The organism is Roseateles sp., assembly GCF_049240545.1.
Taxonomy (GTDB): domain Bacteria; phylum Pseudomonadota; class Gammaproteobacteria; order Burkholderiales; family Burkholderiaceae_C; genus Paucibacter_A.
Genome location: NZ_JBMLSK010000067.1, coordinates 12,451 through 37,991, shown reverse-complemented (window position 1 = coordinate 37,991; position 25,541 = coordinate 12,451). Strand labels below are relative to the sequence as shown.

The 25,541-nt window shown below is 58.1% G+C and carries 17 protein-coding genes; 15 read left to right on the top strand and 2 right to left on the bottom strand.

Going from position 1 to position 25,541, the window contains the following annotated elements; translation table 11 throughout:
- Nucleotides 1-345: 345 nt before the first annotated feature.
- Complete coding sequence (locus tag ACOVRJ_RS03980) at nucleotides 346-1,437, top strand: LacI family DNA-binding transcriptional regulator (protein WP_422042602.1); 1,092 nt, start codon at nucleotides 346-348, stop codon at nucleotides 1,435-1,437.
- On the opposite strand, the gene ACOVRJ_RS03975 is transcribed toward ACOVRJ_RS03980, so the two are convergent.
- Together ACOVRJ_RS03975 and ACOVRJ_RS03970 are read right to left on the bottom strand one after the other, a co-directional pair.
- Nucleotides 1,438-2,451: a sugar kinase gene (locus ACOVRJ_RS03975; RefSeq protein WP_422042601.1), complete on the bottom strand. Its 1,014-nt coding sequence runs from the start codon at nucleotides 2,449-2,451 to the stop codon at nucleotides 1,438-1,440. It abuts the gene before it with no gap.
- A 200-nt stretch (nucleotides 2,452-2,651) separates the two neighbouring features.
- On the bottom strand, nucleotides 2,652-5,282 hold the full coding sequence (locus ACOVRJ_RS03970; protein WP_422042600.1) for a TonB-dependent receptor: 2,631 nt from the start codon (nucleotides 5,280-5,282) through the stop codon (nucleotides 2,652-2,654).
- A 1,027-nt stretch (nucleotides 5,283-6,309) separates the two neighbouring features.
- On the opposite strand from ACOVRJ_RS03970, the gene ACOVRJ_RS03965 reads away from it, so the two are divergent.
- The 14 genes from ACOVRJ_RS03965 (at nucleotide 6,310) to araC (ending at nucleotide 25,359) form a co-directional block, all read left to right on the top strand.
- A complete protein-coding gene (locus tag ACOVRJ_RS03965) occupies nucleotides 6,310-8,136 on the top strand; it encodes an endo-1,4-beta-xylanase (RefSeq protein ID WP_422042599.1) in 1,827 nt (608 codons plus the stop codon).
- 702 nt (nucleotides 8,137-8,838) lie between these two features.
- On the top strand, nucleotides 8,839-8,991 hold the full coding sequence (locus ACOVRJ_RS03960) for a hypothetical protein (protein WP_422042598.1): 153 nt from the start codon (nucleotides 8,839-8,841) through the stop codon (nucleotides 8,989-8,991).
- Between the two features lie 21 nt (nucleotides 8,992-9,012).
- Nucleotides 9,013-11,898 (top strand): hypothetical protein, encoded by a 2,886-nt coding sequence (locus ACOVRJ_RS03955; RefSeq protein ID WP_422042597.1) that lies wholly within the window; start codon nucleotides 9,013-9,015, stop codon nucleotides 11,896-11,898.
- 568 nt (nucleotides 11,899-12,466) lie between these two features.
- Complete coding sequence (locus ACOVRJ_RS03950; RefSeq protein WP_422042596.1) at nucleotides 12,467-12,736, top strand: hypothetical protein; 270 nt, start codon at nucleotides 12,467-12,469, stop codon at nucleotides 12,734-12,736.
- Complete coding sequence (locus tag ACOVRJ_RS03945; RefSeq protein ID WP_422042595.1) at nucleotides 12,721-13,305, top strand: hypothetical protein; 585 nt, start codon at nucleotides 12,721-12,723, stop codon at nucleotides 13,303-13,305. Before ACOVRJ_RS03950 ends, ACOVRJ_RS03945 begins: the two co-directional genes overlap by 16 nt.
- Before the next feature lie 422 nt (nucleotides 13,306-13,727).
- Nucleotides 13,728-16,394 (top strand): hypothetical protein, encoded by a 2,667-nt coding sequence (locus tag ACOVRJ_RS03940; RefSeq protein WP_422042594.1) that lies wholly within the window; start codon nucleotides 13,728-13,730, stop codon nucleotides 16,392-16,394.
- A gap of 20 nt (nucleotides 16,395-16,414) precedes the next feature.
- The gene (locus ACOVRJ_RS03935; protein ID WP_422042593.1) at nucleotides 16,415-17,083 is read left to right on the top strand and encodes an NF038129 family PEP-CTERM protein; all 669 of its coding nucleotides are present in this window, start codon (nucleotides 16,415-16,417) and stop codon (nucleotides 17,081-17,083) included.
- Between the two features lie 170 nt (nucleotides 17,084-17,253).
- Complete coding sequence (locus ACOVRJ_RS03930) at nucleotides 17,254-17,745, top strand: acyl-CoA thioesterase (protein ID WP_422042592.1); 492 nt, start codon at nucleotides 17,254-17,256, stop codon at nucleotides 17,743-17,745.
- Nucleotides 17,746-17,931: 186 nt separating this feature from the next.
- On the top strand, nucleotides 17,932-18,867 hold the full coding sequence (locus tag ACOVRJ_RS03925) for a sialate O-acetylesterase (RefSeq protein WP_422042591.1): 936 nt from the start codon (nucleotides 17,932-17,934) through the stop codon (nucleotides 18,865-18,867).
- A 246-nt stretch (nucleotides 18,868-19,113) separates the two neighbouring features.
- Nucleotides 19,114-20,667 carry a methyl-accepting chemotaxis protein gene (locus tag ACOVRJ_RS03920; RefSeq protein WP_422042590.1) on the top strand — a complete coding sequence of 518 codons (1,554 nt, stop codon included), beginning with the start codon at nucleotides 19,114-19,116 and terminating at the stop codon, nucleotides 20,665-20,667.
- 461 nt (nucleotides 20,668-21,128) lie between these two features.
- Nucleotides 21,129-21,500, top strand: a complete 372-nt coding sequence (locus ACOVRJ_RS03915) for a hypothetical protein (RefSeq protein WP_422042589.1) — start codon at nucleotides 21,129-21,131, stop codon at nucleotides 21,498-21,500.
- Nucleotides 21,501-21,512: 12 nt separating this feature from the next.
- Nucleotides 21,513-22,262, top strand: a complete 750-nt coding sequence (locus tag ACOVRJ_RS03910; RefSeq protein ID WP_422042588.1) for a PilW family protein — start codon at nucleotides 21,513-21,515, stop codon at nucleotides 22,260-22,262.
- A 92-nt stretch (nucleotides 22,263-22,354) separates the two neighbouring features.
- Entirely contained in the window at nucleotides 22,355-24,145 is a 1,791-nt protein-coding gene (locus tag ACOVRJ_RS03905; RefSeq protein WP_422042587.1) for a hypothetical protein, read from the top strand.
- Between the two features lie 299 nt (nucleotides 24,146-24,444).
- On the top strand, nucleotides 24,445-25,359 hold the full coding sequence (araC, locus tag ACOVRJ_RS03900; RefSeq protein WP_422042586.1) for an arabinose operon transcriptional regulator AraC: 915 nt from the start codon (nucleotides 24,445-24,447) through the stop codon (nucleotides 25,357-25,359).
- The last annotated feature ends 182 nt before the right edge of the window (nucleotides 25,360-25,541 follow it).

The following is a 25,541-nucleotide window of genomic DNA, read 5'->3' as shown; positions in this document are numbered from 1 at the left end:
TATTCAGTCGGCATTACGTGGTTTAGCTGGTCAGTTTTCGGTCGGCATCAACAATTGGCTAGACCAACTGACCTTTGCCGCGTGCATACGTCATGAACTGACGAGTATTGAACCGCCCTACATTTTTTCAGCCTGAAAGCCCGGTTTCCAAGCCGATTTCAGGGTTCGCCTTTTTCGTTTCGCAGCGCTAGAAAGTCGTTTGTTGCGCAGTCGTTCTGTTAGATACTAGTTACCGATCACTTTAACGATGCTTGTGTCTGGGTGCCTTGGGTAGCCCTTCCGTCGACTTAGGTCGCCAAACCTCATGAACGGGCCCGTGTCACGCGGGAGTACTGCATCAATTCAATGGACTCCATGAAGGCTTCATCTCGCTCGAAAGCTCGGTCGGAAGGATCCGTCACCGTTCACGATATTGCTGCGAAGCTTGGCGTATCTGCTATGACTGTATCGCGCGCGCTGAGCGGCAATGGCACCGTTGCTAAGGAGACGCGAGCCAAGGTTTTGGCTGCGGCTGAGGCCATGGCTTATGTCCCTAATTTGTCAGCCAAGGTCCTGAAGAACGCTCGCACCCAAGTCTTGGGCATGCTAGTTTCGGAAACACGTTCTCCGCATATCGCGCAGGTGATTTCTGCGGTCAGTCAGTGCGCGGTGCGTGCCGGCCAGGACTTGGTGATATTTTTGGTGGCAGACGAGCCGGGTGTGGAGTCGCCGCGGGTACTGAAATTACTGGGCAGCGGCATTTGCGACGGCCTAATTGTGGCGGTGCCCAAAGCAACGAAAAACACGCTTGATGCCATCGCGCGAGGCAATATACCTGCCGTGTTGATCAACTATGGCAAAGGGGGCGTGCAACTCCCCGTCGTCAAGGGTGATAACTACGACGGTGCACGGCAGGCGGTTCAGCATCTGCTGGACTTAGGACACCGGCGCGTCGCATTTGTGGCTGGTAGCACTTTCTCGGGTCAGTCGCCGGAACGGCAACGCGGTTATTCCGATTGCTTGATCGAGGCAGGGCTCGAGATTGACCCAACGCTGATTGTTCAAGGTGAGTTCCATCCAGCCCAAGGCTACGAGCAGACGCTTGCACTGTTGTCGCTTGCGAAACCGCCGACAGCGATCTTTGCCGCCAACGATGAGATGGCCATCGGGGTGCTGGATGCGGTTCGCGTACGCGGACTGAAAATTCCCGAAGATGTATCGGTGGTCGGCTTTGACGATATTCCTGCCGCTAGCTTTGTCCCACCCGGTTTAACTACGGTGCGTCAGCCGCTCGAAGATATAGCCCAAACGGCTGTCAGCTCCGTGCTGAACCAGTTGGACACCCGCGCCAAAGATGTCCGCCGTGTGGAGTTCCCAAGCCGACTGATTGTGCGTGGATCAACCGCGCCCCCTGCAGTCGCCCGGGACCTATCGGGGCGCAATCGCAAAAAGAACTAGTCAGCTTGCGCGTAGTTCGCGATATAGCTCGACCGGCGGGATAGCGCCACGATAGGCCAGTTTCGCCGCAGCAAGGTGGTTGGCAAACGCAGCGGCCTTGTCGGCACTGCGTTTCTCCATCAGCTGATAGATGAAGCTGCCGTTCCACAAGTCTCCTGCACCGGTCGTGTCCAAGACCTGCGTGGCCTTGGCGCCGGGGATGATTTGCAGACCGGTTGCGGTGCTGACGATGGCCCCATCTGCGCCGCATTTGAGCGCAATGTTGGGGCAGTACTTGGTGAAGCCTTGCGCAGTGAAGAAACCGGCGTCATTGCTGCTGTTGAAGCTATCGCCCAGCAAAATCGAGTCGGCCGGATGGCTGGGCAGCAGCCAATCAGCGTAGGGCGCAATCTCCAGAAATGCAGCTCGGGCCGCGTCTATGCCGCCTTGTTTGTCCCAAAGCCGAGGCCGATAGTTGGGGTCATAGGCCACTTGCACGCCGAGGCGTTTGGCGATGCGTGCTGCCGCAAGCGTGGTCACGCGCGCGCTCTCCGACAGCGCTTGCGTGATACCCGACAGGAGCAACCACCGCGTGCTCTGTAGGTAGTCCTCGTTCAGGCTACCCAGATGCAGTTGAGAAGCTGGCGTACCTTGGCGACGGTAGGTGAACTCACGCTCGCCGTCGCTTGCCACTGAAATGAAATACATCCCGTTGTCACCTGCGATTTGTGGGGCGTGGTCGCAGTTGATCCCTTCGGCTTGCCAGGCTTTGAGGAGCCCATCACCAAACGGGTCGTTGCCAACTTGGGTGATGAAGCCGCAGTTGGCCCCGAGCCTGGCACAAGCGACCAAGGAGTTCAGGACATCGCCACCATAGGCGCGAGTCAATGAGCTTGCGGTGCTCAGTGGTGCATCGGAGTAGAACTCCACCATACATTCGCCAATGCCAAGCAGGTCGAAACGCGATCGCTCAGCCTCGCCGCCCTGGGCGGAGGCTGCGGCCTGAGCGGCTCCCTGTTCTTTTGATGTTTTCATGTTCAAACTGGCTTGAAAGAGTTGGCCGAAGAATTGTTCACAAACTGCCGCTCAAATAGACAGTTTGAAAGCCCTGGACGTGGAATGGAAAACGCAGGCAGTTCGAAGTTCGACCTGCCTGCGTGGGCGGGCTCTCTTGTTGGCGGGGCCAGGATGCAAGAGCCTATAAAGCCCTCCCTCAATGGGGAGCGCAAGCCGCCTTAGAACTTCATGTCGAAACGTGCGCCGTAGTAGCGGAAAGCATCGCGCGCCGGGTTCCATTGAGTCACCAGCGCGTTGTTGATCACGCCACTGCTGTTGTTGTACAGCAGGTAGTTCGTGTACTGCTTGTCGAACAAGTTGTTGACGAACAGGTTCAGCTTGTATTTATCTTGCTGGTCACTGAAGCCCACGCCGACGTTGACGATTTTTTCCACCGGCTTAATGAATCGCGGATCTTGGTTCAAAGCCGTCTGACGTTCAGAGGTGTAACGAAGGCTAGCGGTCAAGAAGGCCTTAAAGGGAAGGCTGCCGGTGTCGATGTCGTATTGACCACCAATGTTGAACTTGATCTTGGGGGCATTCAGCAAAGCGCGGCCGTCGAGATCTTGGAACGCCAACCCTGAGTTGTAGGCCGCTACAGTGTCACCAAGTGGACCCGTCGCCTTGCCGGGATATGGCTTGCATTCAACATTCTTGCCAACCACGGAACCATCCGCGCCCATCGCCGGGGTCTTGATGACCGTACTGGGGGTGCCGTCGGCCTTTGCATAGTAGGTCGCCGCCACTTGCTGGACATTGCTGGTGTCGTTGTAGCAACTGCTGCTCAGGTAATGTCCGTACTCCGCCTTCATCAAAGCAATGCCGAAATTCAAACGCAAACGCTGGGCCACCACTGCAGCCATATCGAGCTCAATGCCTCTCGACGTGACCTTCGGAATGCTCATCAGCTTGGTGCTTGATAAGGTCATGCTTTCTTCGTCGTACAAAGAACCGCGTTGTTGCCAGTTGGTGAAGATCGAATTGAAGGCCGCAAAGTTCACTGAGAGGGTGTTTTGCAAGAAATTGCCCTTCAAGCCCAACTCGTAGTTCTTTGCATGTTGAGAGGCGACGGGATCCTTGAAGGCCGCCGTGAGCCCGCTGGTGATGTCATAGGCCAAGCCCTTGTAGCCGATGCTGTGCAGCAAGTAGGCGGACATGTTCTTGTCGATTTGGTAGCGTACGCTGAGTTTTCCGGTGACTGCGGTTTCAGCGTTGTTCTGGCTTTCCACAAACACGGTCGGCGCAAATACGTCGGCAGGGCCAGCCGCGCGCTGATAGCTGTAGCCGGAAATTTCCTTGTTGATGCGCAGTCCGCCTTCGAGGGTGAATTTGGGCGAAATATCCCAGTTGGCGTTGCCGAACACCGCCAAATTGGTGGTCGGGTTTTGTACGTCCATTTCAACCGGGCTGGTCTGAGACAGCAGCGCATTGCCGCGCCAGAAATGACGGTGTGTGTTGAAGTACGAGTGCCAGAGGCCGCCAACGAAACGAACGTCGCCTTCATCGGAGGAGGTGAAGCGCAATTCTTGGGTGACCGATTTGCTGTCGTAAAAACCGCGCTGGGTCAGGCCCTCATTGATGCCGTAGACCTTGCCGGAAGCGGTCTTCATGTACTGAGTCACCGGCACGTCAAAACCGTCTTGGTCCATGTAGTCCCAAGACAGCGAGCTTTCAACGCCGGCTATGTAGCTGAGCGAAGCGCCGTTGTCGGCACGGCGGTTGATGCGCAGGCCGATGCCCTTGGTCTCGGTGGTGTTCGGGGGCAGGTAGTCCTTGCGAATATCGACGTTCCGAGGCCCGACATTGATGCCATAGAGCGCCGATCCCGGCACGCTAGGGTCACCCAGCAAAGAAACGGGTTGGTTGGACTGATTCGGCACGGCCGCGGGCAGTCCTGGCAGCGACGATGAGTTGTACATCACGGTGCCAATACTGGGTTGCACACCGGTGGTGGCGTTGAATTTTGAAGGGTCCGGTGCAATGCCGTTGAACGCCACCGTGCTGGTGCCGAAAGACCTGTTGTAGCGCGGCGAGAGTTCAATGTCGAAATCTTGCGTGGGTGACCACAGGAAGCGGCTCATAAAGGTCTTGGCGCCTTTGCCGTTGACCTTTTGGCCAGTCGTCAGATTGTTGACGTTGCCGGGGAAGTCGGTGACCGAGGCTGCGACGCGGAAGGCGAACTCATCATTGATGCTTCCACCATAGCCAGCCTTGACACGACGCTCGCCGTCGCTGGTGATCAGCGTGCTTGCGCTGCCGCCCAACTTGCCGGCGGCGCGCTTGCTGGTGATGACCACGGCACCCGCAATCGCATTGCGGCCGAACAAGGTGCTCTGCGGCCCTTTCAGGATTTCAACCTTCTCGACGTCGGCCAGATCCTGGAACGCGCCGGTTTGCAGTACCACGGGGATGTCATTGACCACAATGGCCACGTCCGGGGAGGTGCCCATGCCGTACTGGATGGTGCCGATACCGCGCATATTGATGCTGCTGGTGCCAGAGCCAGGCGCTGGCGTCAGGGCGATTGACGGCGAGAAGTCCACCACATCTTCAAAGTCTTTGATGTTGTTGCGTTCGATGAAACGCGAACCCATCACGCTGACCGATGCTGCCACGTTCTCGACCAACTCGGCACGCTTGTTGATGGTTACGCTCACGCGTTCGAGTTGAGCAGATTCGGGCTTGTTGGCTTCCTTTGCCTTTTCGCCTTCTTGCGCATGCGCAGGCATCAGCGAGCCGAGCAGGCTCAGCAGACCGACCGCGGACGCGACTGGGGTCTTGGCCCAGGTGGATGTGAACTTCAACGACATATTGTCTCCTTGCCCTCTGGGCTGCATTTGGGGTCCATTGAAACGGACTGGGTTCGCAGAGCTAGCTTCGGATGGTTGGCTCTGCGATGCATTCTTTGAATACTCTTGCGTCAGGACGGGCAAAAAATGCGGCGGACTTGGGGCTTGGCTGCCGTCGCTGTTATATACATTCGCCAGGGTGATCGCTTCGACGGTTGCCTCGACAAACGTCAAGGCAACAGGTATCGATCTGAACTTGTCCTTTCTTTTTAGCCAATGGACCCACACTGAAGCGGGACATCAGCATCAGAAAAGAACCGAACAGACTCAATAAAACTTGCTGCTGCATCTCACCCTCGCTGGCTTGTTGGCCTTGTTCAGAGCCCTTGTGGGGTTTGACCGTGGCGCTGACTTTGCCGAAATTTCGTGCCTCCGGCGATTGCGAAAGTTAGCAAGCCCCTTGATGTTTCTTTGCTATCGAAGCGTTCTCAATGCTGAATCAAATGCCAAACACTGTTTGCGACAATCCACGCCTGCGCTGCGGTCCGTCGCCATTGCGTCTTTGTAGGTTGTCTGTCGAGAATGGGCTCAGCGGGTCGTCCCCAAGACCGCCTGTTTACAGCAGGAAAGTCCTTAACTTCGCGTATCGAGTGCCGTGTGCTTGTTGCAATCTTGCAGCCGGCGAGGCGTGGCGAGCTGTTGCTATTACGACTTGCTAAGAAGCGAGTTCACAAAGCGCTGCACAAAGCGTGCATTACTTCACGCTTTGTGCAGCATGGAAGCGGTGCTTTGATCTTTGGGGGAGAGTGGGACTGCGCGTTGCTCTATCGCCCAATGTCCGGATGAATCGCGCACGAGGCCTGCTCCCGCATCGCCTTGAGGAAGGCAGAATGCGTCGGCTTTAGGCGATGTTTATGGCCTTGACTTTGCATCCGGCAGTGTTTTTTGCTGAAGTGACTTGCGAAGTTTTGTGGTTATCGCCGCTGTGTCGCCGGCTTCAATAGACTAGGTCCTCACGAATCAAATCAATGATGTGGGGTAACTGTCGATGAGTATCTGCTTGTTGGGTTGGCGCCGCTGGGCTGGGTTGGCACGCATCGGCATGCTGGCGGCTGGCCTGCTTGCGGGTTTGGGCGGCGCTCAAGCCGTTGCCGCGCTTGAGGTGCCGGGCGAGCTCTTGCTGAATGGCGGCTTGTCGGCCTTGAAGCCTTTTGGGCCCCAAGAGGGCGCGCCTCAGCTGAAGACGGTCGCTGTGGATGCGCAAGCCTTTGACAGTGCCATGCAGATGGACAGTTATGGCGCAGCGCTGGGTAAGAACAAATTTGGACTCGCCGCTGATCTGAAGACCCCGCTGCACAAGGGTGACGTGCTGTGGATCTCCTTCAAAGCGCGCTCCTTGGCCAGTCTGCGTGAAACCGGGGAATCCTTCGTTGAGGTCAAACTAGATCAACTGGTCAATGGCAAGTCGACCTGGCCGGCCTTTGTGGAGCGTGGCGTCTCCATCGGTAAGGACTGGACAGAAACTAGCTTTGCTTTTGTCATGCGCAAGGATGCCAGCCCCGCTGACATGCGCTTTGTGATCAATTTCGACCACTACCCGCAGCGATTCGAACTGGGGCCGGTCAGGCTCATCAACTACGGACCGGGGGTCCAACTCAGCGAACTCCCGCGTACCGTGATTCGCTACGACGGCGATGCGCCCGATGCAGCCTGGCGCAGCCAAGCTGCCGAGCGCATAGAGCGCTTGCGCAAGGGCGATATGGAGGTGCAGGTGGTCGATGCCAAAGGCCGTCCGGTGAAAGGGGCCGAAGTGTCCTTGCGCATGAAGCGCCACGCCTTCAATTGGGGCACGGCGGTGCAGTCGTCCTGGATTCTTGACCAGCATAGTGCCGATGCTGAAAAGTACCGTGAGGTGCTGTCCAAGTACTTCAATCAGGCGGTCTATGAGAACGAGTTGAAGACCAAATATTGGGAGCCGACTCGCGGTGCCGGAGCTAAGCGCGCCAATGTGTGGCTTCGTGAAAGAGGCTTCAATATTCGTGCTCATGTGATGGTGTGGCCCTCTTGGCGGCAGACGCCACCCTTGGCCGCGTTCAAGGAGCAACCGGAGGCCTTGCGCGCCAAGATTTTGGGTGACATCGCGACGCAGACTTCGGCGCTGCGCAATGAGTTCGATCAGTGGGATGTGCTGAATGAGCCCTTCGCCAATCACAATGTGCAGGACATGCTGGGCTACGCCGAAGAGGTGGCCTGGTTCAAGGCGGCGCGAGAGGGCGCGCCCGGCGTCAAGCTGTTCCTGAACGACTACACCTTGTTCCAAGGGAAAGGCGAGGGGTCGCCAAGCCAGGCCTTCTTCAACAATGTCAAACGCCTGAAAGAGCAGGGAGCACCGATTGACGCGGTCGGCGAACAGGGGCATATCGGCGGCACGCCGCCTAGCATTGACTATGTGCTGGAGCGTCTCGATTTCATGGGGTCATTGGGGCTGCCGATCCAGATTACCGAGTTCGATATCAATAGCACTGACGACGAATTCAAGGCGCGCTATCTGGATGACTTCATGACGGCGGTGTTCAGTCACCCTTCCACTATTGGCTTCGTGCAGTGGGGTTTCTGGGCCGGACTGCATTGGTTCCCTCATGCCGCACTCTGGGATGAGAACTGGAATTTGCGCGCGCATGGCAAGACCTATATCGAACGCGTCACAAAGACCTGGTGGACCGACGTCGAGTTGCGCAGCAACAGCGCCGGCCAAGTGCGGCAGCGCGGATTCTTGGGTGACTACGAGGTGACCGTGCGGCTTCGTGGCAAAACAGTCAGCAAGACGGTGAGCCTGCAGGCCGGGCAGGCTATGCGCCTGAAGGTCAAAATTTGAGCTTGCGGCAGGAAATGGGGCTTGTTCGCAGAGTCAAGCCTTGTTGCTTCCGAATGTGCCTGCTGGCTCGCGCAGGAGCCGGTCAGGCTCGAATCTGTGGCGAGTATTGGGCTATGTAGTTGGTCGCCAAGCTCATCCAAGGCTGAGCAATGAAGGCGCTCTTGTAGGCCGTGCGCAGATTGAAAAGATTAGCGTGTACAAGTTCACAGTCCCGACACATTTCAGTTCAGCGAGGGTGGTATCGTTACCAAGCAATGATTAAGCTAGCAGGTATGAGCACAGACGGCACTGTGCTTTGCTCAAGCTGCCATGATGCCTTGCAAACTCGCGCTAAGCGGCCTTGACCTTGAGTATTGCGAGCAGAACCGCCTTTTTCTGTGCTGGCTCAGATTCGAAGGAAGGATTGATGATGTTTGACCTGTCCGTGTTTGACTTGCCTACGACAGCGCCCGCCGGCCCTGTGACGCCCCTGCCTCAAACCCGGCCTGCCTCGAACATGGCTTGTGCAGACGGGCTCGAGCCGCGGCAACTGATTTTTGCTGCCTTTTTTCGACCATTGGACGTTATCGATAACCATTCGGCCGCGCCAAGGAGCACAAAAAACCGTGTCGCCGAGACGGTGCCAACGTGGCTGATGGCGTCGGCTTACTGAGCTCAGGCCGAATACAGCGTGACAACCGGTCGTATCTCCACACGGCTTTGTTGAAAGAAACCGAAAGCAACAAGCAAAAACACCAAGGTGCAGCAGGGCGCACCGGTGAAGTCCTAGCGGCTTGGCTTGCCCAGCCTAGCCGTTTGCCCTGCAAACCAAAAACAAAAATCGGTGTTGGCCGCACCAAGGGATTCATTCAGTAAATGCTCGTTGGAGACATAAACATGACTGGCAGTATCTACAAGCAAAAGCGCAGCACGGCTGCCGTGTTGTTGGCCCTGGCATCCTTGGGTGCTGGAGCGGCCCAAACTGACAATATCGATCTCGGAAAAAAACTGTTTGGTATCAACTACTGGTACCACAATCCGGGCAATTGGAATACCAACACCAGCTCGCTGCCTTTGCCATCCTCGACGACCCCATGGCTGGTCTCGAATACGGCAGGCAGTTGCTACGAGAGTTCAAGCTCGGCTGCGGGCAGCAACGACTGCTTCCTGTCTTATAGAGACAAGGTGGTCGCCAACGGGGTGACGTTGGTTCGCATTGGCGGGACCAATCTCAACAACCAATTTCTCTCGGAATCGGCGATCAAGGCGATGGTTGAGCCCTTCTACACATCTGCCACCGGCGTTGTCGATAAGGGCGGTGTTGATGCCGCCGTGGTGGCCGCGCGAGCAAACCAAGTTGCCAGAATTCAGCCGATGATGGAGCGCCTGGTCGATCGCGTGAAGGCGTCATCCGGCCTTGAGCCCTTGGTGCAGCTGCCGATCAATATGCCGGCCGATGATCGTTCCGCCTGGATCACCATGCTGTATGGCCGGGGGGTTAAGTATTTTTCTATCGGCAACGAGCCGGATCTGGCCAGCCGTTTAAGCCCCAAATTCGCGCAGACGCTGACGGCCATTCCCACGGTGTGCATCTCCAACTGCAGCACGCCCGCCACGGCCAAATACATCAAGGCGGAAACCGTCTACAGCGGCACCACCAACAATGTCCTGTCGCGCTGGTATGCCGGGCAAACCGCCAGCACCACCATGACGGTGACCTTGAAAAAGGGGCGGGGTGGAACCGTGGATGCCACCAAAGTCATCGGCCCAACGACGGGTGACGTGGCGCTCACCATCGACGGCAATACCTATAAGGACTTCCGTGACAAATTTGTGGCTTGGGCAACGGCCGTCAAGCAGGCTCACAGTGATGCAACGATCGTCGGCCCTGACTTTGCGACCGCGTTTGGCTATGACGCCGCCTCGACGGCATTTCAGCCGTTGTTGAGCCTGCATAAATGCTTCATCAGTGATGTCGGCAACAAGCGCCTGAACGGCAATGGCGTGCCGCTGCTGGATGTCTACAGCGTGCATATGTACGCCAGTTGGAATGAGAGTGAGGCGAATCGCCGGATGACCGTGCTGCAGGACCAAATCACGCGCTTGAACAAGGGCTCAAGCAACCCCGCTTCCGATTGCGATAGCAGCCACCAATATGAGGGCGCTTCGGCAAACACCTCCCGGAGTTCCGATCCATTGACTCTGGCGGTTACCGAGGTGAACGGTACCTATACCTCAGACCACGTCAACACCAGTACGGCATTCTCCACGAGCACGGAGACCACCACGGCGCCGAGCGACTTAGACATGGCGAGCAAATACGCGATGGCCGACGGCGCAGCGTGGCATTTCGATGCGGGGCAATTCCAGGTGACGATGCTCAAGCAGATGGCGAAGCACAGCGGCTTTGCTGCTGTGCCTTGGTCCGTCTGGGCCGGCGAGAGCGCGAACACGATCAACTCAACCAATTTGTTCAATAAGAACGGTACGCCGCGCTCTACGGCCGCACACCTGAAGGCACTGGCCAAAAACTCGCGTGCCAAATACATGCCTGGTTGGGCCCAGCTTGATGTGCTCGATGACAAGCTGGTGCAGTTTGCGATGACCGACGAGAACGGTTCTACCGTGATGATCATGAACACCACAGGCGGAACCAAGCCAGGTGTCGGCGGATCAGCAACGACCACAGCTGCCGTTGCCAGCGCGCAAACCTTGAACTACATCGCGCGCTTGGATGGCACCTATTCAAATACCAATCTTTCGACCAGCAAAGACGCCGTCAATCTGAAGTTCACGGACTATGGCATTGTTACAACAGTCGATGGCGCTGACGTTCAAACCAGCAGCAAGGTGCAGTGGAAAGGCAGCGTACCGGCCAAAACCACCCATATGTTCACCTTCGACGCAAATGGCAAGCGTTTGCAGAAGTGGGTCTATAACAAGGCCGACCATGACTTGGCTTTGGTAAACGGCCAAGTTGACACCAGCGCGGTGAAGGATAAGGCGGTGGGCACGACCACCGATCTGGCCATCGGTGCCAAGGTCACCGCCACGAGCGGGGAGTTGAAATTCAGCGCCGTGCCGCCAACCGTGATCTCGCCCGTGAAGGCGGAGCCCAGGACCAAGTACGAGTTCTTTTTTGATGGCGTTTCGGTCGGTAAAACCGAGGACGCCAACAAGAAAGATGCCGCCGGGAATGAGATCTTGGATGCCAAAGGCAAGCCCATCCTCGTGCCGGCCGAGCTGGACTTCAAGTTCCCCTACACCGGCACGTATGTGGCCGGCGAACACGATTTGGTCGTCAAGGCCACCGACAAGGACGGTAACGTGGATGAGTCGCCCGCAAGTTGGATCGACGTCACAGACGCTATGGGCTTCGTGCAGCCCACGAATTTGACCGTCTACAGGGGCAGCCCCGTCCAATATGGCGGAACCTACAGGCTGATGAACAACGGCCCGGCCTTGGGCAAGGTGCGTGTGACGCTCACCGGCCTGTCCTCAACCAGCAATTCAACGACCCTTTTGTCCGCGAAATACATCGACGAGAACCGGCGGATGAACGACTACTGGGCGGGCGATCTTAAGGTTGATTTGAAGAACAACACCATCCTCGTGCCCCAACTGTGTGCCAATTGCGAACTGCTGGTGATTACCAAGGTGCGCACCAAGGCGGGCAATGAAGCCGTGAGTGCTTCATATGTGCCGAATAGCGCGTCGTCGCCCGCTTCCTACAAGCTCAAAGTCATGGTTCCGGTGGCAACGCCCGTTGCGGCAGCGAGGTAGGCGCAGCGCGCGTGCGAGACGCATGCGGGTCCTGACCGTTGACGGGACTTCAGTTCTGTCGGCGGTCAGGGGCAAGGCTGCAGTGATGCACGCCTTGCCCTGCGGCAAGAGGCGAAGACTTCTGCGCGCCTGCTTCGCAAGGCCACTGTCACGTCGGCAAGTCCCGGGAGGGGCTGACATTGAGCCCAGCCGCGGCCTCGGATCAAGTCGTGAGGGCTTTAGCCCGCAACTGATTCAGTGCGTAGCTCGACGCATAACTTGGTATTGGATATGAGCTTCGATTGACTTGAAGGTCAAGCCGCAACGCATTCGAGCGCAGAGGATTCTTCACCGCATGCCATCGCTTCAAATGTATTCACGGCAATCCCTAGCCGAACGCTGACCCGTTATTCACACGGCTCGGCAGGGGTGTCCGCGTTAACGATCGCAGCGCACCGTCGAGCTTTTTAGCCCATTGACAAAGAATTCACGCTGGCGCAGCAGGGCGCAACAGCGATGTCTAAGCACGCAGCCTGGTGGCCAAACCAGTTGTTCATGCCCTGCACACCATAACGACAAAAAGGGGTGATTGGCGCCCCGAAGAAGCAAAGTCATTCTTGATCGGAGACAACGAAATGAAGACACTACAACGCCAGCGCTGCGCCGCCGCGGTGCTGCTGGCCTGTTGGCCATTTCAGGCGTGCCGGCAGCTGCCGCCAATATTGACCTGAACGACAAGGCCTTTGGTATCAACTACTGGTACTTCAATGCCGGCACTTGGAACAAAAATGACAAGCAGAGCACGGAGAGCGGCTACATGCCGTTACCGTCCGCCCTCACGCCATGGTTAACCCCGTGATGCTGGCACCGGTGAAGGATCTGACGGTTCGTGCGCGAGATTTTCTCGATGGCGACCACAAACTGGTGATCAAGGCCTATGACCGCGACGGCCAGGCCGACGCCACCTCGACCGTGCTCTTCAGTACCAGCAACTGGAGCGACCTTGCGACCTCCTCACAGTTGCAGATGAGCGCAGGAGACACCATCACGGTGTATGGCTATGGCGCCTCCTCGAAGAAAGTCAGCGCCGGCACTACAGTGAAGCTGCTCAATCTGGGGCCTAGCTTAGGTCCTGTGCGAGTCCTGCTGAGCAGCCTGCTGCCGGCCGGTGCAACGGTCACGGCGATGCGTACCGAATTGGTAGACAAGAACGGCAAGAATTTGGTCGCCTATGCCAAGGAGGATGTACGAATTGATTTGGTCAATGGCTACATTGAGGTGGCATCGGTTGCAAGTAGCAGCCAATTGGTGATCCCGGTCACGATCAGCTACATCTCGCAGCAGGCCCCGGTGAACGGCAGCAGCTTCAAGAATGACGGCAGCGGCCCGGCGTGGCTTAAAAGCCGATTCTTGGGTTTGAAGGGGTAAATCACACAACAAGGCGATCCAGTTGGGGCGAGGCCAGTGTTTGCCACAGTATTTTTTGATGGACGAGCGAATTAAAGTTGCTATCGATAACTAGCTTATTCGCAGGCTGCATGCTGGCCCCAACAGGACCTCAGGTGTAGCGTGCTCTCCGACAGAGCCGAGCCCAAGCCAAACAAGGCTGCAGAGTGGGGGAGGCAGGGTGCAATTAAAAGGCGTGTCAGGCGCCACCTGATCGACTCCCTCCAAATGGGATGAATGTCGGAAAGGTGCGTGGCGGCAAGCTTGGTGACCGTTGCAGCCGGCGTAACAAGCGAGCAAGCGCAGCGAACGCAGCAAAAAAAAAGCCCGGACAAATAGCCGGCTCAATGGGTGCCCAAAACCTACCGTCAAAAGACAAGCCAATCCTCATTGGAGACAAGACCATGTTGAAGCGCCGAATCTATAAGCAAACCCGTTGCGCCGCAGCGGTTCTATTCACCGTGTCTGCGTTGGGCGCCACCGGCGCGGTGCAGGCCGAAAACATTCCCTTGTCCGACAAATTGTTTGGACTCAATTACTGGTACTACAACTGGGGTGCCAACAATACCTCCGGCGGTGCGACGGCAACCCCAATGGTCTGGAGCTCGTACGCCTCTACAGGGAGTTGCGCCGTCCCTTCGCCTGCCGCAGGCGTGCCTAACACCAATGACTGTTTTGAGGCCTACAAAAGCAAAGCCCAAGCAGCCGGTGCTCAGTTGGTGCGAATTGGCGGCACCACGCAGAACGTCCGCATTCTGTCGACGGCCGAACTGACGGCGCAGCTCGGTGCCGGCTTCAATGCTGCGGCCTTAAGCCAGGCGCGAAAGGATCAAGTCGACAGATACCTGCCCGTCTTCCTTTTGCAGATCGATCGCATCAAGGCTGCGGGCATGGAGCCGCTGGTGCAAATGCCAATCAACTTGCCTGCCGAAGACCGCTTGAATTGGATCACCCAGGTTAAGAACAAGGGCGTCAAGTACTGGTCAATCGGCAATGAGCCGGACCTGGACTCGCGGCTCTCGCCAATCAATGGCACCGTCAGTACCGCGACTTGCAGCAACAGCAGTTGCTCGAGCGGCGGGAATGGCTTGATCACCACGACCAGCACGGTCACCAGCAATGCCAATAGCTTTTTGTCGCAATGGTATGAAGGCGGCACGGTCAGCCCGACCAAGACAGTGACCGTGACGGTCAAGAACGCGGCGGGTGTCGTCCAGGGCACGCCGACCACGACAGCCACCGCCTACAGCAATGTGCCGATCACGATCGATGGCAATACCTACCGGTCCTTCCGCGACAACTTCGTTGACTGGGCCAAGGCGATCAAAACCAATGCCAGCGACGCCGTTGTCGTTGGCCCTGAGTTCTCGACCGCTTTTGGTTATGACACGACCAGTACGAGCTTCCAACCCTTGCTGAGCTTGCACAGGTGCTTCATCAGCGATGTTGGCAACCTGCGTTTGAATGGCAGCGGTGTGCCGCTCTTGGACATCTACAACTTGCACATGTACGCCAGTTGGAACGAGAGTGAAGCAAATAGGCGCCTCGGGCTCATTCAGGGCTATATCGATCTGGTCAACAAGGGTCAAAGCAATCCGGCTGCTGAGTGCAACAGCACCCACCAATACGGCACAACGCAGGGTGCACGCGGCTCGGACAAACTTGTCATGGCGGTGGGTGAAGCGAGCGGCACCTACAGCTCGGACGCAGTGACCGCGCTGACTGCTTTGCCAACAACAACGCCGTTTACTTTGGCGACTCTGCCGTCGGACGCGGTGTTGTCAAACACCACGTCCGCCAGCGGTGTAGGTTACGGGATCAAGGACGGCGCTGGCTGGCACTTCGATGCGGGGCAGTTCATGGTGGTCATGGCCAAGCAGCTCGCCCAGTTCGGTGGCAAATACTTCATCGCGCATAACGTGATGGTCGGCAGCGGAACTCCCGCGACCTCCATTCCCTCCACCAACCTTTGGCAAAAAAATGGCACCCTGCGTTCGACGGCCGAGCATTGGAAGGCTCTGGCCACAAATGCCAGAACCCACTTTATGGCCGGCACTGCTCAGACCACGAATCTGGATGACAAGCTGGTGCAATTCGCCATGACCGGTGCGAGTGGTTCCACGGTCATGATCATGAATACCACCGGCGGCACCAAGCCGGGCGTGGGGGCCGCGGCTACGGTCGCGCCGGCAGAAACCCTGCGCTATAGCGCTCGTCTCAACGGCAGCTATTCACTCGATGCTTTCAGTTCGGCGCAAACTGATGCTGTCAACTTTGCCTTCGTTGATGCGGTCGGCAATGACAAGCAGTGGAAGGGAGCGGTGCCCGCCAAAACAACCCATATGTTTACCTTTGATGCCACAGGAAAACGCCTGAAGAAGTGGGTTTACAACAAGGCCGATCATGACCTGGCGCTGCTCAATGGCCTGATCGATACCGATGCGGCCCGGGCCTTGTCGCCGGGCGGCAAGGCCACCGATCTAACCCTGCGTGCGGATCAACCGGCCGGCAGCAGCGGGAACATCACTCTGAAGGTCAATATGCCTGCGACCTTGGCGGAGTACCGAAACAGGTTCGAGTTCTTGGTCGACGGCAAGTTGGTCGGCAGTACGAGCGAGACGAATGGCGCTGCGCCACTTACAAGCTTGACCGTGGACTCGACCAAGTTGACGAATGGCCAGCACACGCTGGTGATCAAGGGCTATGACAAGGACGGCAGCGCCGACAGCACTGACCCGCTTACCTTCAGCACATCCAATCGCTTGGATGTGAGCGCCAAGGTCACCTTCTTCAGCACTGGCCTGGTCTACAACCGTGCGACGCGCACCTACAACGGCAGCATCAAGATCAGCAATGCCGGTGCAACAACTCTGTCGAGCTTGCAATTGCAACTCAATGGCTTGCCAATGGGTGTGACCTTGCAAGGCGCCAGCGGCAACAGCAATGGCGCGCCCTATATCAACATCTCGGCCAGCATTGCTGCCGGAGCAGCCGTGACGGTGCCGCTGGTGTTCGACAACCACGGCGGCATGACCATCACCTACAAGCCAGCGCTCTATAGCTTCAATTGAAGCGCCAACAACGGATCATCATGAATAAGTTTTTCACCGTTTCCTGGCCGCCGCGCGCCCTGCTTCTGAGCGCCGGACTCTTGCTGGCGAGCCTGTGCCAGGCCGGCCCGCTTGTTTCTTCCAGCAGTGCACTCAACTACCACGTCGTGGTCAACACGGCCGACCTTCCTAACCCTGGCTCAACCGGCTGGCTAGATCTGCAATTCAATCCCGGGCTGGACACGGCGCCGGCTGCGAGCGCCAAAGTGAGCAACTTCGCGGGCGCGCTCAAAGCCGGTGTAGCCGCCATTCCCTTCGGCGCGGTCAGCGGTAGCCTGCCCGGAACGCTGTTGTTCTCCAATGCAGCGGGTTGGAACGACATGTTTCAGGCGATTGTGATGGGCGGCGTGTTCAGTTTTGACCTGAGTTTCGGGGGGGCATTCGCGTCGGCCATTGGTGCCGACGCGGGCAGCACCTTTTCCTTGGCCTTATATGGCGAAGATCAGGCCACCGAACTGGGCTCAAGTGCAACGAGCGGCAGCCTGTTGAGCTTCGACTTGGCAAACGACCTGACCATGACGAACAACAACACCACCTTGGCTGAGGTTAGCCCGGTGCCCGAGCCGCAGGGTTGGCTCTTGGCGTTGACGGCCTTGGTCTTGTTGCGAATGGTCAAGCGCCCACTTGCAGCCAAAGCTGGCTTAAGTTGAGCATTGCTGTCATTGCTGCTCGGCAGAATAGGCCTCAAGCAGACTAAGCGCTGTTTTGCTACGCCAGTGGGTTACGCCCGTGCTGGCGTGGCTTGATTCACTCCAGCGGGCCTCGGAGGCGATCGACTCTTGCGATCAACCAGACCGAGGACTGCTTCACTGCCCGTCCCATGACAAAACCTGTCCATGAACTCTCAATGACCGTGTTGATGACCCCCGACATGGCTAACTTTTCCGGCAATGTCCATGGCGGCACGGTGCTCAAATTTCTGGACCAGGTGGCCTACGCTTGCGCCAGCCGCTATGCGGGCCGCTATGTGGTGACGCTGTCGGTCGATCAGGTGATGTTTCGCCAACCTATTCACGTGGGCGAGTTGGTGACCTTCTTGGCGGCGGTCAACTACACCGGCACCTCGTCGATGGAGGTCGGCATCAAGGTCTTGGCAGAGAACATTCGCACCCAGGTGACGCGGCATGCCAACAGTTGCTTCTTCACCATGGTTGCGGTCGACGCGGACCGCAAGCCGGTGCCGGTGCGGCCGCTCAGTGTCGAAACGCCCGAACAACATAGGCGGCACGCGGCCGCCAAGGTGCGCAAGCAATTGCGCCAGGAGTTCAATGCCCGATTCGAGGCATTGCGCGCGCCATCATCGACCGTGTGATGGGCATTTAGGCCTCTATTCGGCCAGCATGGCGGAGTGGCGGATTTACTCCCAACTGTGTTGGTGACTATCGGGGTCATCTTGGCAAATTTCGTAATTGCCGCGCGATCGACGGCCGCCGATCATGACTCTTTCTTAAGGCAAGTTCGGGCTCGCCATGGGCTCAAAAAAGAAGTCGGATGAAACATGACAGACAAGAAAAATGCCTTCTTTCGCGCGCTCGTCCTACCCTTGTCGCTGCTGCTGGCGGCCTGCGGCAGCACGCCGCAGAACACCCCCCGGGCGCCCGGTGGCTACGACGTGGTGCTGCTGGCCGGGCAATCGAATATGGCGGGCCGAGGTGCCATTCCAAGTCCGCTTGATGAAGATGGTCAGCCCGACCCCTCCATCATGATGTGGGACCCCGTACGTGGCATCGTGCCCGCCAAGGACCCCATCATTCACACCGAGTTGGGCAACAAGCCCACGGCGGTGGGCATGGGCCTGACTTTTGCCAAGGCCTACCTGGCCGACGCCAAGCGCCGGGGCGAGCCCGAGCGCAAGGTGCTGCTGGTGGGGGCCGCCTGGGGCGGCACCGGTTTCAGTGAGGATGTGCCGCAGTTCCACCACCGTTGGGTCGCGACCGACGATCCCGCCATTGGCGGAGACCTCTATCGAGCCGCGGTGCAGCGCGCCAACGCAGCCATTCAAGCGGCTCAGGCGCAAGATTCCAGCAGCCGTTTTCGCGGCATTCTTTGGCATCAAGGCGAGAGCGACGCCAACAAGGCCGGCTCAGCGAACTACGCCCAGCAGCACAAGGCCTTGATGAACGCCCTGCGAATGAACATCAGCGGCGCCGTGGGCACTCCCTTGGTGGTGGGCGAGATGACGCCTTGTTTCATGGTTCACTGCAACGCGCCCTCTGGCAAGGCGGGGCCAGACGCCTACCGTCGCCAGGTGTTTGATTACATCCACGATATCGCGGCCCAAGTGCCCAACTCGGCTTGGGTGAGCAGCGAGGGGCTTGCCAGCAATGGACCCAAAGACGAGATCCACTTCAACACGGCGTCGCAACGCGAACTGGGCCGGCGCTACGCGCAAAAGTTCTCCGAGTTGTTGCAGTCCGCTGCGGCCAAGCGCTGAATCAAGGGCCGCATGGCGACAAGCGGCGCCTGCTTACGGTTCTTCTCATTCGTTTGTGCTCATTACGAAGCAGAGTGCTTGGTCGGCGCCAACATTGCCGCAGAACCTTAAGTCGTTACAGCAAATTTCATAATTGCGACAAGATGCTCGACCGGGCAGTTTCGGTGTCACTGTGCTGTCGTCAATGAAGCAGTGGCGCCGAGCATCCTCGGCATTGGTTCGGGCCATGATCTGGGGGCAGATTCCATGCAACTCTCCGACTTTCGTATCTCAACGAAGCTGATTTCCGCTTTCACCTTGGTCGCCGTGATTGGTGGCATCCTCGGCGGCTATGCCATCTTCAATATGAAGCGCATCAATGCCGCAGAGACCTTGCTGTATCAGCAGGAGTTGGTCGGACTGTCTCTAACCAAGGAATCCAACGTCGAGCGATTGAAGGCCTTGCTGAACGTACGCGAGGCTCTGCTTGCCGTCAGCAAGACCGACCGAGAAGCCGCCATCGAGCGGGTGGCTGGTCACCGCCGCAATGCGGCCGAGCTCTTGGACCAAGCCGGGCGCCTCTACGTCAGCGAACAAGGACGCGCCGACTTGACGGTGCTGCGCGCTGAATGGAGCAAGTACCAGGGCCTGCTGGATGAATCGCTGAAGCTGATTGCCGCAAGCGAGATATTGCCGGAGACCCCAGCACTGAAGCACATGAGCGCAGAGTTGTCGCCGCAGGCCAGTGTGGTCGGAAGGGTGTACACAAGCTTGTCGAAGCTGAAGGAAAAAGAAGCTGCCGCAGTGGCGCAGCAAAACGACCAGCTCTTTCAGCAGAGCGTGTTCGCGACAACAGTATTGGTGATGCTGTGTATGTTGCTGGGCGCTGGCCTTGGCGTGGGAATCAGTCGCCATGTAACGCGGCCGCTGGCCGTGGCGGTCAAGGGCGCGCAAGCGATGAGTCAAGGTGATATGACGGTACGGCTGTTTGTCGAAGGGCACGATGAAGTCAGCCAATTGATGCGCGCACTCGACAATATGCGAGACGGTTTAAGCCAGATCGTGCACACAGTACGCGGCAATTCGGAGAGCGTGGCCACCGGCAGCAGCCAGATCGCCATGGGCAACGCTGACCTCAGCCAACGTACCGAACAGCAAGCCAGTGCCCTCGAGCAAACTGCGGCCACCATGGACCAATTGGCCTCGACCGTTGGCAACAATGCCGAGAACGCCAAACAGGCCAATAACTTGGCCAAAGGCGCGACCGACGTAGCCAATCAAGGCGGCTTGGTGGTCAGCCAGGTGGTCGAGACGATGAAGGGCATCAACGACAGTTCGAAGAAGATTGCCGACATCATCAGCGTCATCGACGGGATTGCGTTTCAGACCAATATCCTTGCATTGAATGCGGCGGTGGAAGCTGCCCGAGCTGGTGAACAGGGGCGTGGTTTCGCGGTGGTGGCCGGGGAAGTGCGCGCCTTGGCGCAGCGCAGTGCCGAGGCCGCCCGAGAGATCAAGAGCCTGATCAGCACCAGTGTCGAGAGGGTCGAGGAGGGGACAGTGTTAGTCGACAAGGCCGGGGTGACGATGAATGAAATCGTTACGGCGATTCGGCGTGTCAGCGACATCGTCGGCGAGATCAGCATGGCCAGTGCACAGCAGGGCTCGGGCATTGCGCAGGTCGGTGAGGCCATCATGCAGATGGACCGCGTGACACAGCAGAACGCGGCCTTGGTCGAAGAGAGCGCAGCCGCCGCCGAGAGCCTCAAGCAACAGGCTGACCAATTGGTGCAGGTTGTAGCGGTGTTTCGCCTGAACTGAGTTCATTGGCTGATCGCATAGATCACGCCATTTGCGCGAACTTAAAAACGCAGCCGGCCCAAGACCACCTTCGCATGCATGTCCGCATGCCGAGGTGATTTTTTGCCGTCAAACCTTCAGGGGCGGCTGGAATAGCGGGAAGACAGCTTCGCATGTTTGCCCCGTTCTGATCTGCGGCGAACTCCGTAATGCCAGAAGTCAATTTCCGCAATTGCAGCGGCCCAGGCCTAAATCCATCATGACCGTACTCGGTCAACGCCTTGTTCGGTATGAATGCAAGTCGCGTCAAGTTCGGCTTGTTGGTGTTGCGATGAGCAGGGGTGAATGAAGCCGCGGTGCACAAGGAACGGTCCACAGTCCAAGCCGGGTATCTAGAGATGCCGCCAATGTTTCATACAAAGACAGACCGCAGATGCCAGGACGCACAGAGCCTTGCACAGTGCTCACAGCGGGGAGATGCCTTGCTCGAGGCGCTGGTCGCCATCGTCTTGCTTGGTGTGATCGGGCTCGGTCAAGTCTATGCCGTGGGCCGATCAATGGTCGCGCAAAAGCTGCAAAAAGCTCAAAGCCTGGCCGTACAAGGGATTCGTGCTGACTTGCAAGGCAAAGGGGTCGCGATCGGGTGCCCAAGCAGTGGTAGCGCCACCGTCAACAATGATCTGAACTTGGGCGCCGATTTGCAGATCACCGGCGTGCAAAAAACATGTACGGTGACGGGGTTCACGGTCAGCCTCAATGGTGCCAGCAAGCCGGTCAACCTGCCGATAGTTCAGTTCGCCGTCAATGCACAAACGCTGCTGGGCCCCGGCATGCTGACGCTTGGCCACAACTGAGGCGTGGCGGCAATGAGACTTGTAGAAGCGCAGCTGAGCCAGCGTGGCCTGAGCTTGGTCGGCCTGATGGTGGGCATGGTGATCTCCTTGGTGGCGGTGTTGGGCGCGTTGGCGCTGTACCGCAGCAGCAGCCAGACCCTCTTCGGTGACGGCGGCCTAGTGCTCAGCGCCAAACAAGATGCGCAGTTGGCATCAGGCTTGCTCAGTGCACAAATCGCTTTGCAGGAAGCCGGATACGGCATTACGACCCCAAGTCCAACGACGCACTTTGTCCTGCTTTCCAACGCGCTCTTCGATGTCAATACGCTGAAACTGAGTGGTAGCAAACTGAGCCTCGGTAGTACGGCGACACAAGGCAATGCGGTGCTTTGGGCGGCCAACCGAGGCCTGTCCAACTACACGACGGATTACCGTTGCGCCGGCCTGTTGGTGGACAGCAGCAGTCGGGCCTTTTATCTGCTGCAATCGACGGGAGCTTGCTCGACCATCTCGACGCAATGGAGCGCCATCACCTGGCAGCGCAGCACCTTGGTGGCCCACGACCTATTGACCCAGGCGATAGGTTTGAGTGCGCGCGTGAGCAGCAACTGCTGGCCGCTGGGCACGGTGCCGCAAACTATCAGCAAGATACAAGCACAAGCCGGTGATTTGCAGGTGCGACTCAGCTACGGCGGCAGTGTTGCCGGGAGCGACAACACCTACAGCAGCTGCCTGGTGAACTATGTGGGCTCGCTGTCCTTTGGCGCAGTAGCCTCGCTTTGAAACCGCCGCCGCGCCATATTCGCGCTGAACCAGTGCTTCGCCGGCGCCTCCCAAGCATCCGGCGGCAACGCGGCATCTCTTCGGTGCTGTTCATGTTATTGAGTGGTTTGTCGCTGGGGGCGATGGTTTTTGGGGCCATCTACTATGTGCGGGGTCTGCAATCGCAGGCGCTAACGGTGCATATCCAGACCCAGGCGCAGTTGCAAGCCTGGACGGGTGTGGAGGCCTTGCGGCAATACCTGGGGCAGCAGGGGGCGCTTGAAGCGGCCAAACTGTCGCTCGATCAGCAGGTCAATTTCGGCAATCTGAGTGGGGTCAGTGCCACGGTGTCTGCCGTGGCTGCAAACGACACCATGAACTGCCCTTCGGGCGGCCCGACGACGCGCGTCGGCTTCAATGTCACGGGCAGTAGCGGTGGAGGCAATTCGCTGTTGGCGGCTCACTTCTGCGTGCTTGGCGCCAGCAGCGGAAGTGGCGCAGTAGGCGCCCCCGCGGCCATCACGATCAAGGGTGATTTGGACTTGGGTGGGCAGTTGGATGTGCTGGGTGACACCTCCAGCAAGATGGTGGTGGATGGCAACGTCAACGGCAGCGGCAGCCTGAATGGCATCAACAATCTTTACGCCACTGGCAATATCAGCCTGGGTGGCGCTACGAATTTGGATGTCTTGTTTTCTGAGGGCAACATCGCGCTCAGTGGCAGTGGGCTGTTCAGTAGCGTGCAGGCCATGAAAGCCGTGGCGCTGAGTGGGACCGTCGGTGTTTCAAGCTTGATCGCCAATGGCGCCATTACCCTGGGAAGCAATACAGTCGATTCCCTGACCAGTTTTGCCGGCCTCACGATGCGGGCGGCGTCGATTGGCGGCATGTCGGTCAAAGGCAATGTCATGTCGACCAATGGTGCGGTGAACGGGCTGGCCGTGGTGGTTGGGAGCTATCGGGAAACCAGCAATGGTCGCGTGGCCTCAGGCTTCTATTCCGGCACCTTGACCAAGCCAGGCTCTAACAATCAGATTCGCATGAGCAAGGTCAGTTTCTTGTCGATGTCCACGGCAAAGCTCACCGCCAGCACCGTGGCGACGCCACAGTTCGATGCCTATGCTTATCGATCAATAGCTAACTATGCATTCACACGCATAGGCAACGACACCCAAGTTACCGTGCGTAGCGTGAGCGGCATCGCCGATGGCAGCTACTACTTGACTGGCAATGGTCCGAATCAGGACTGGCTGTGTAGCAGCAACACCTATAGCCCCAGCAACTGCGTCGCGAAGATTTGCAAGGGCTGGAGTGAATACAACAGCTGCTTCTCTTATGGCGGTGGTAAGTGGACGGTCGCGGGCACGACCATGGCCCCCGGCACCTTGTGGTTCAACGGCGACGTCAGTGCCGCCTCGGGCACCTACTACAACAACTGGTTGGTCACAGGCAATATTGACACGGCCGGCAGCAACCTGACGCAGGCCGTGAACTACGCCGGTTATGCCAATGTGTGCACGAACAGCGACTTCCCAAGTTTGGTGCCGACCAATTTTTGCGCCACCGGCTCTAACGCCTTGACGCCGCTGAGTCACGGCAATATCGCCTTCGGCGCGGGCGCGGCCGTGGGCGGCGTCTATTCGGGCGGCAAGATCAGCTTGGCCGCGTCGAATGAGGTTTATGGCTCGGTGTTGGCTGGGGACATCTTGCTCACCACCGGAAATACTCTGGTGCATGGCTACGTCTCTGCCGCGCGTCAGGGCAGCAATGTGGGCAACAGTAGCCTGGGGTCCAGCACCAAGATTGATTTGCGCGATTTGCCGGCCGGCTTCGATCCCGGCAATACGGCCCCGCAGACGACTTGGCCCATGTCCGCCAAACTGCTTTGGGTGCGGCATCGCTGAGCAGAGCTCAGTAGCACCTAGCGCCGTTGTCGGTCGAGACTTGTGCGCTGCCGGTGTAGGTGGGGCCGATGTGTGTCTCGGCTGTGAACTGGAAACAAGTCGTAACTTGGAATAGTAAGTTTCGCAATTGCTGCAAAAAGTCCGCGCCCGCAACATGCCAAGCATGGCTGATGGCGGAGATTTCTGGCCCTAGCCGGCGTGCGAAGGGCTGAGCCCGCGACCTTGTTTCACTAATTTTCGCAACCCAATCGCTGTTCTTTGGCGTTTGTGTGCGAACTCGGGTTCTTGGCTTGAAAACCATGGCTGACTCTCAAAACATTTCATTGCGAACCGAATTACCCATGCCCCTGAGTGAAGCCACTGGGCTCCATATGGCCGCCGGATCCTGCCAGATTTCGCGCTCGTATGCTGAGGACCTACCATTGCTCGAGCGCAGAATCGGACTCAAGGGCTACACCATGCTACTCACCGCTGAAGGCTGCGGGCAGGTCCGTATCGGCACGACAGAACACCGCGGTGAGCCGGGCAAGCTGATGCTCATTCCTGCCGAACAAGCGCATCGGCTGACCTTGGGACCGGGGCAGTCGCATTGGTTGTTCCACTGGATCTATTTTTGCCCGCGCGGCTTTTGGGCACCTTGGCTGAACTGGCGGGCCCACACCAGCGGCGCAGCCGTTGGTCGTCCGCTGGGTCAAGTCGATGTGTCGGGCACAGAAAGCCAGCAGGAGTTTGAACAGCTGTTTCAGAAGATCGCAACGGTGCTTCACCAAGCGCGCAGCAGTTCGGAGCACCTGGCCATGAACTTGCTCGAGCAGCTGTTGATCCTGTGTGATGAGGTGCGGCCGGACGCTTGCAGCCGTGCGCTCGACCCGCGGGTGCGCTCGGCCTGTCAGTTCATCTCGGACCATATCGACAAGGACTTTGGTCTTGAGGAGATCGCCAGGCACATCTGCTTGTCGCCATCGCGTTTAGCGCATTTGTTCCAGCAACACATTGGAATCAGCATCGTCCGTTGGCGCGAAGACCAGCGCGTCATGCTGGCCAAGCAATTGCTGCGCGGCCCCGGGCTGCCGATTTCATCGATTGCTGCGCAGGTGGGGTATCAGGACCAGGTGTATTTCTCTCGAGTTTTTCGCAAGCGTGTAGGGCTCAGCCCGACCGAATTCCGTAATGGCGGCGCCACTCGCCGACTCGGCTGGGGCTTGCAAGCCTGAGCCTTTTGCGTCGGCGGGTGTGGCGCGATGGGCTGCAGTCTGACTGAACCGATCTGGTTCAGTGGATTCAGCGGCGTCCATGGAGCCACAGCCGACGGCGACCAAGCGCTTTGCTGGGGCGATGTCAAGAACTCGGTGAATTCCTTAACGTTTTTGTCATTTTTGCTGAAAAACAGTTATCG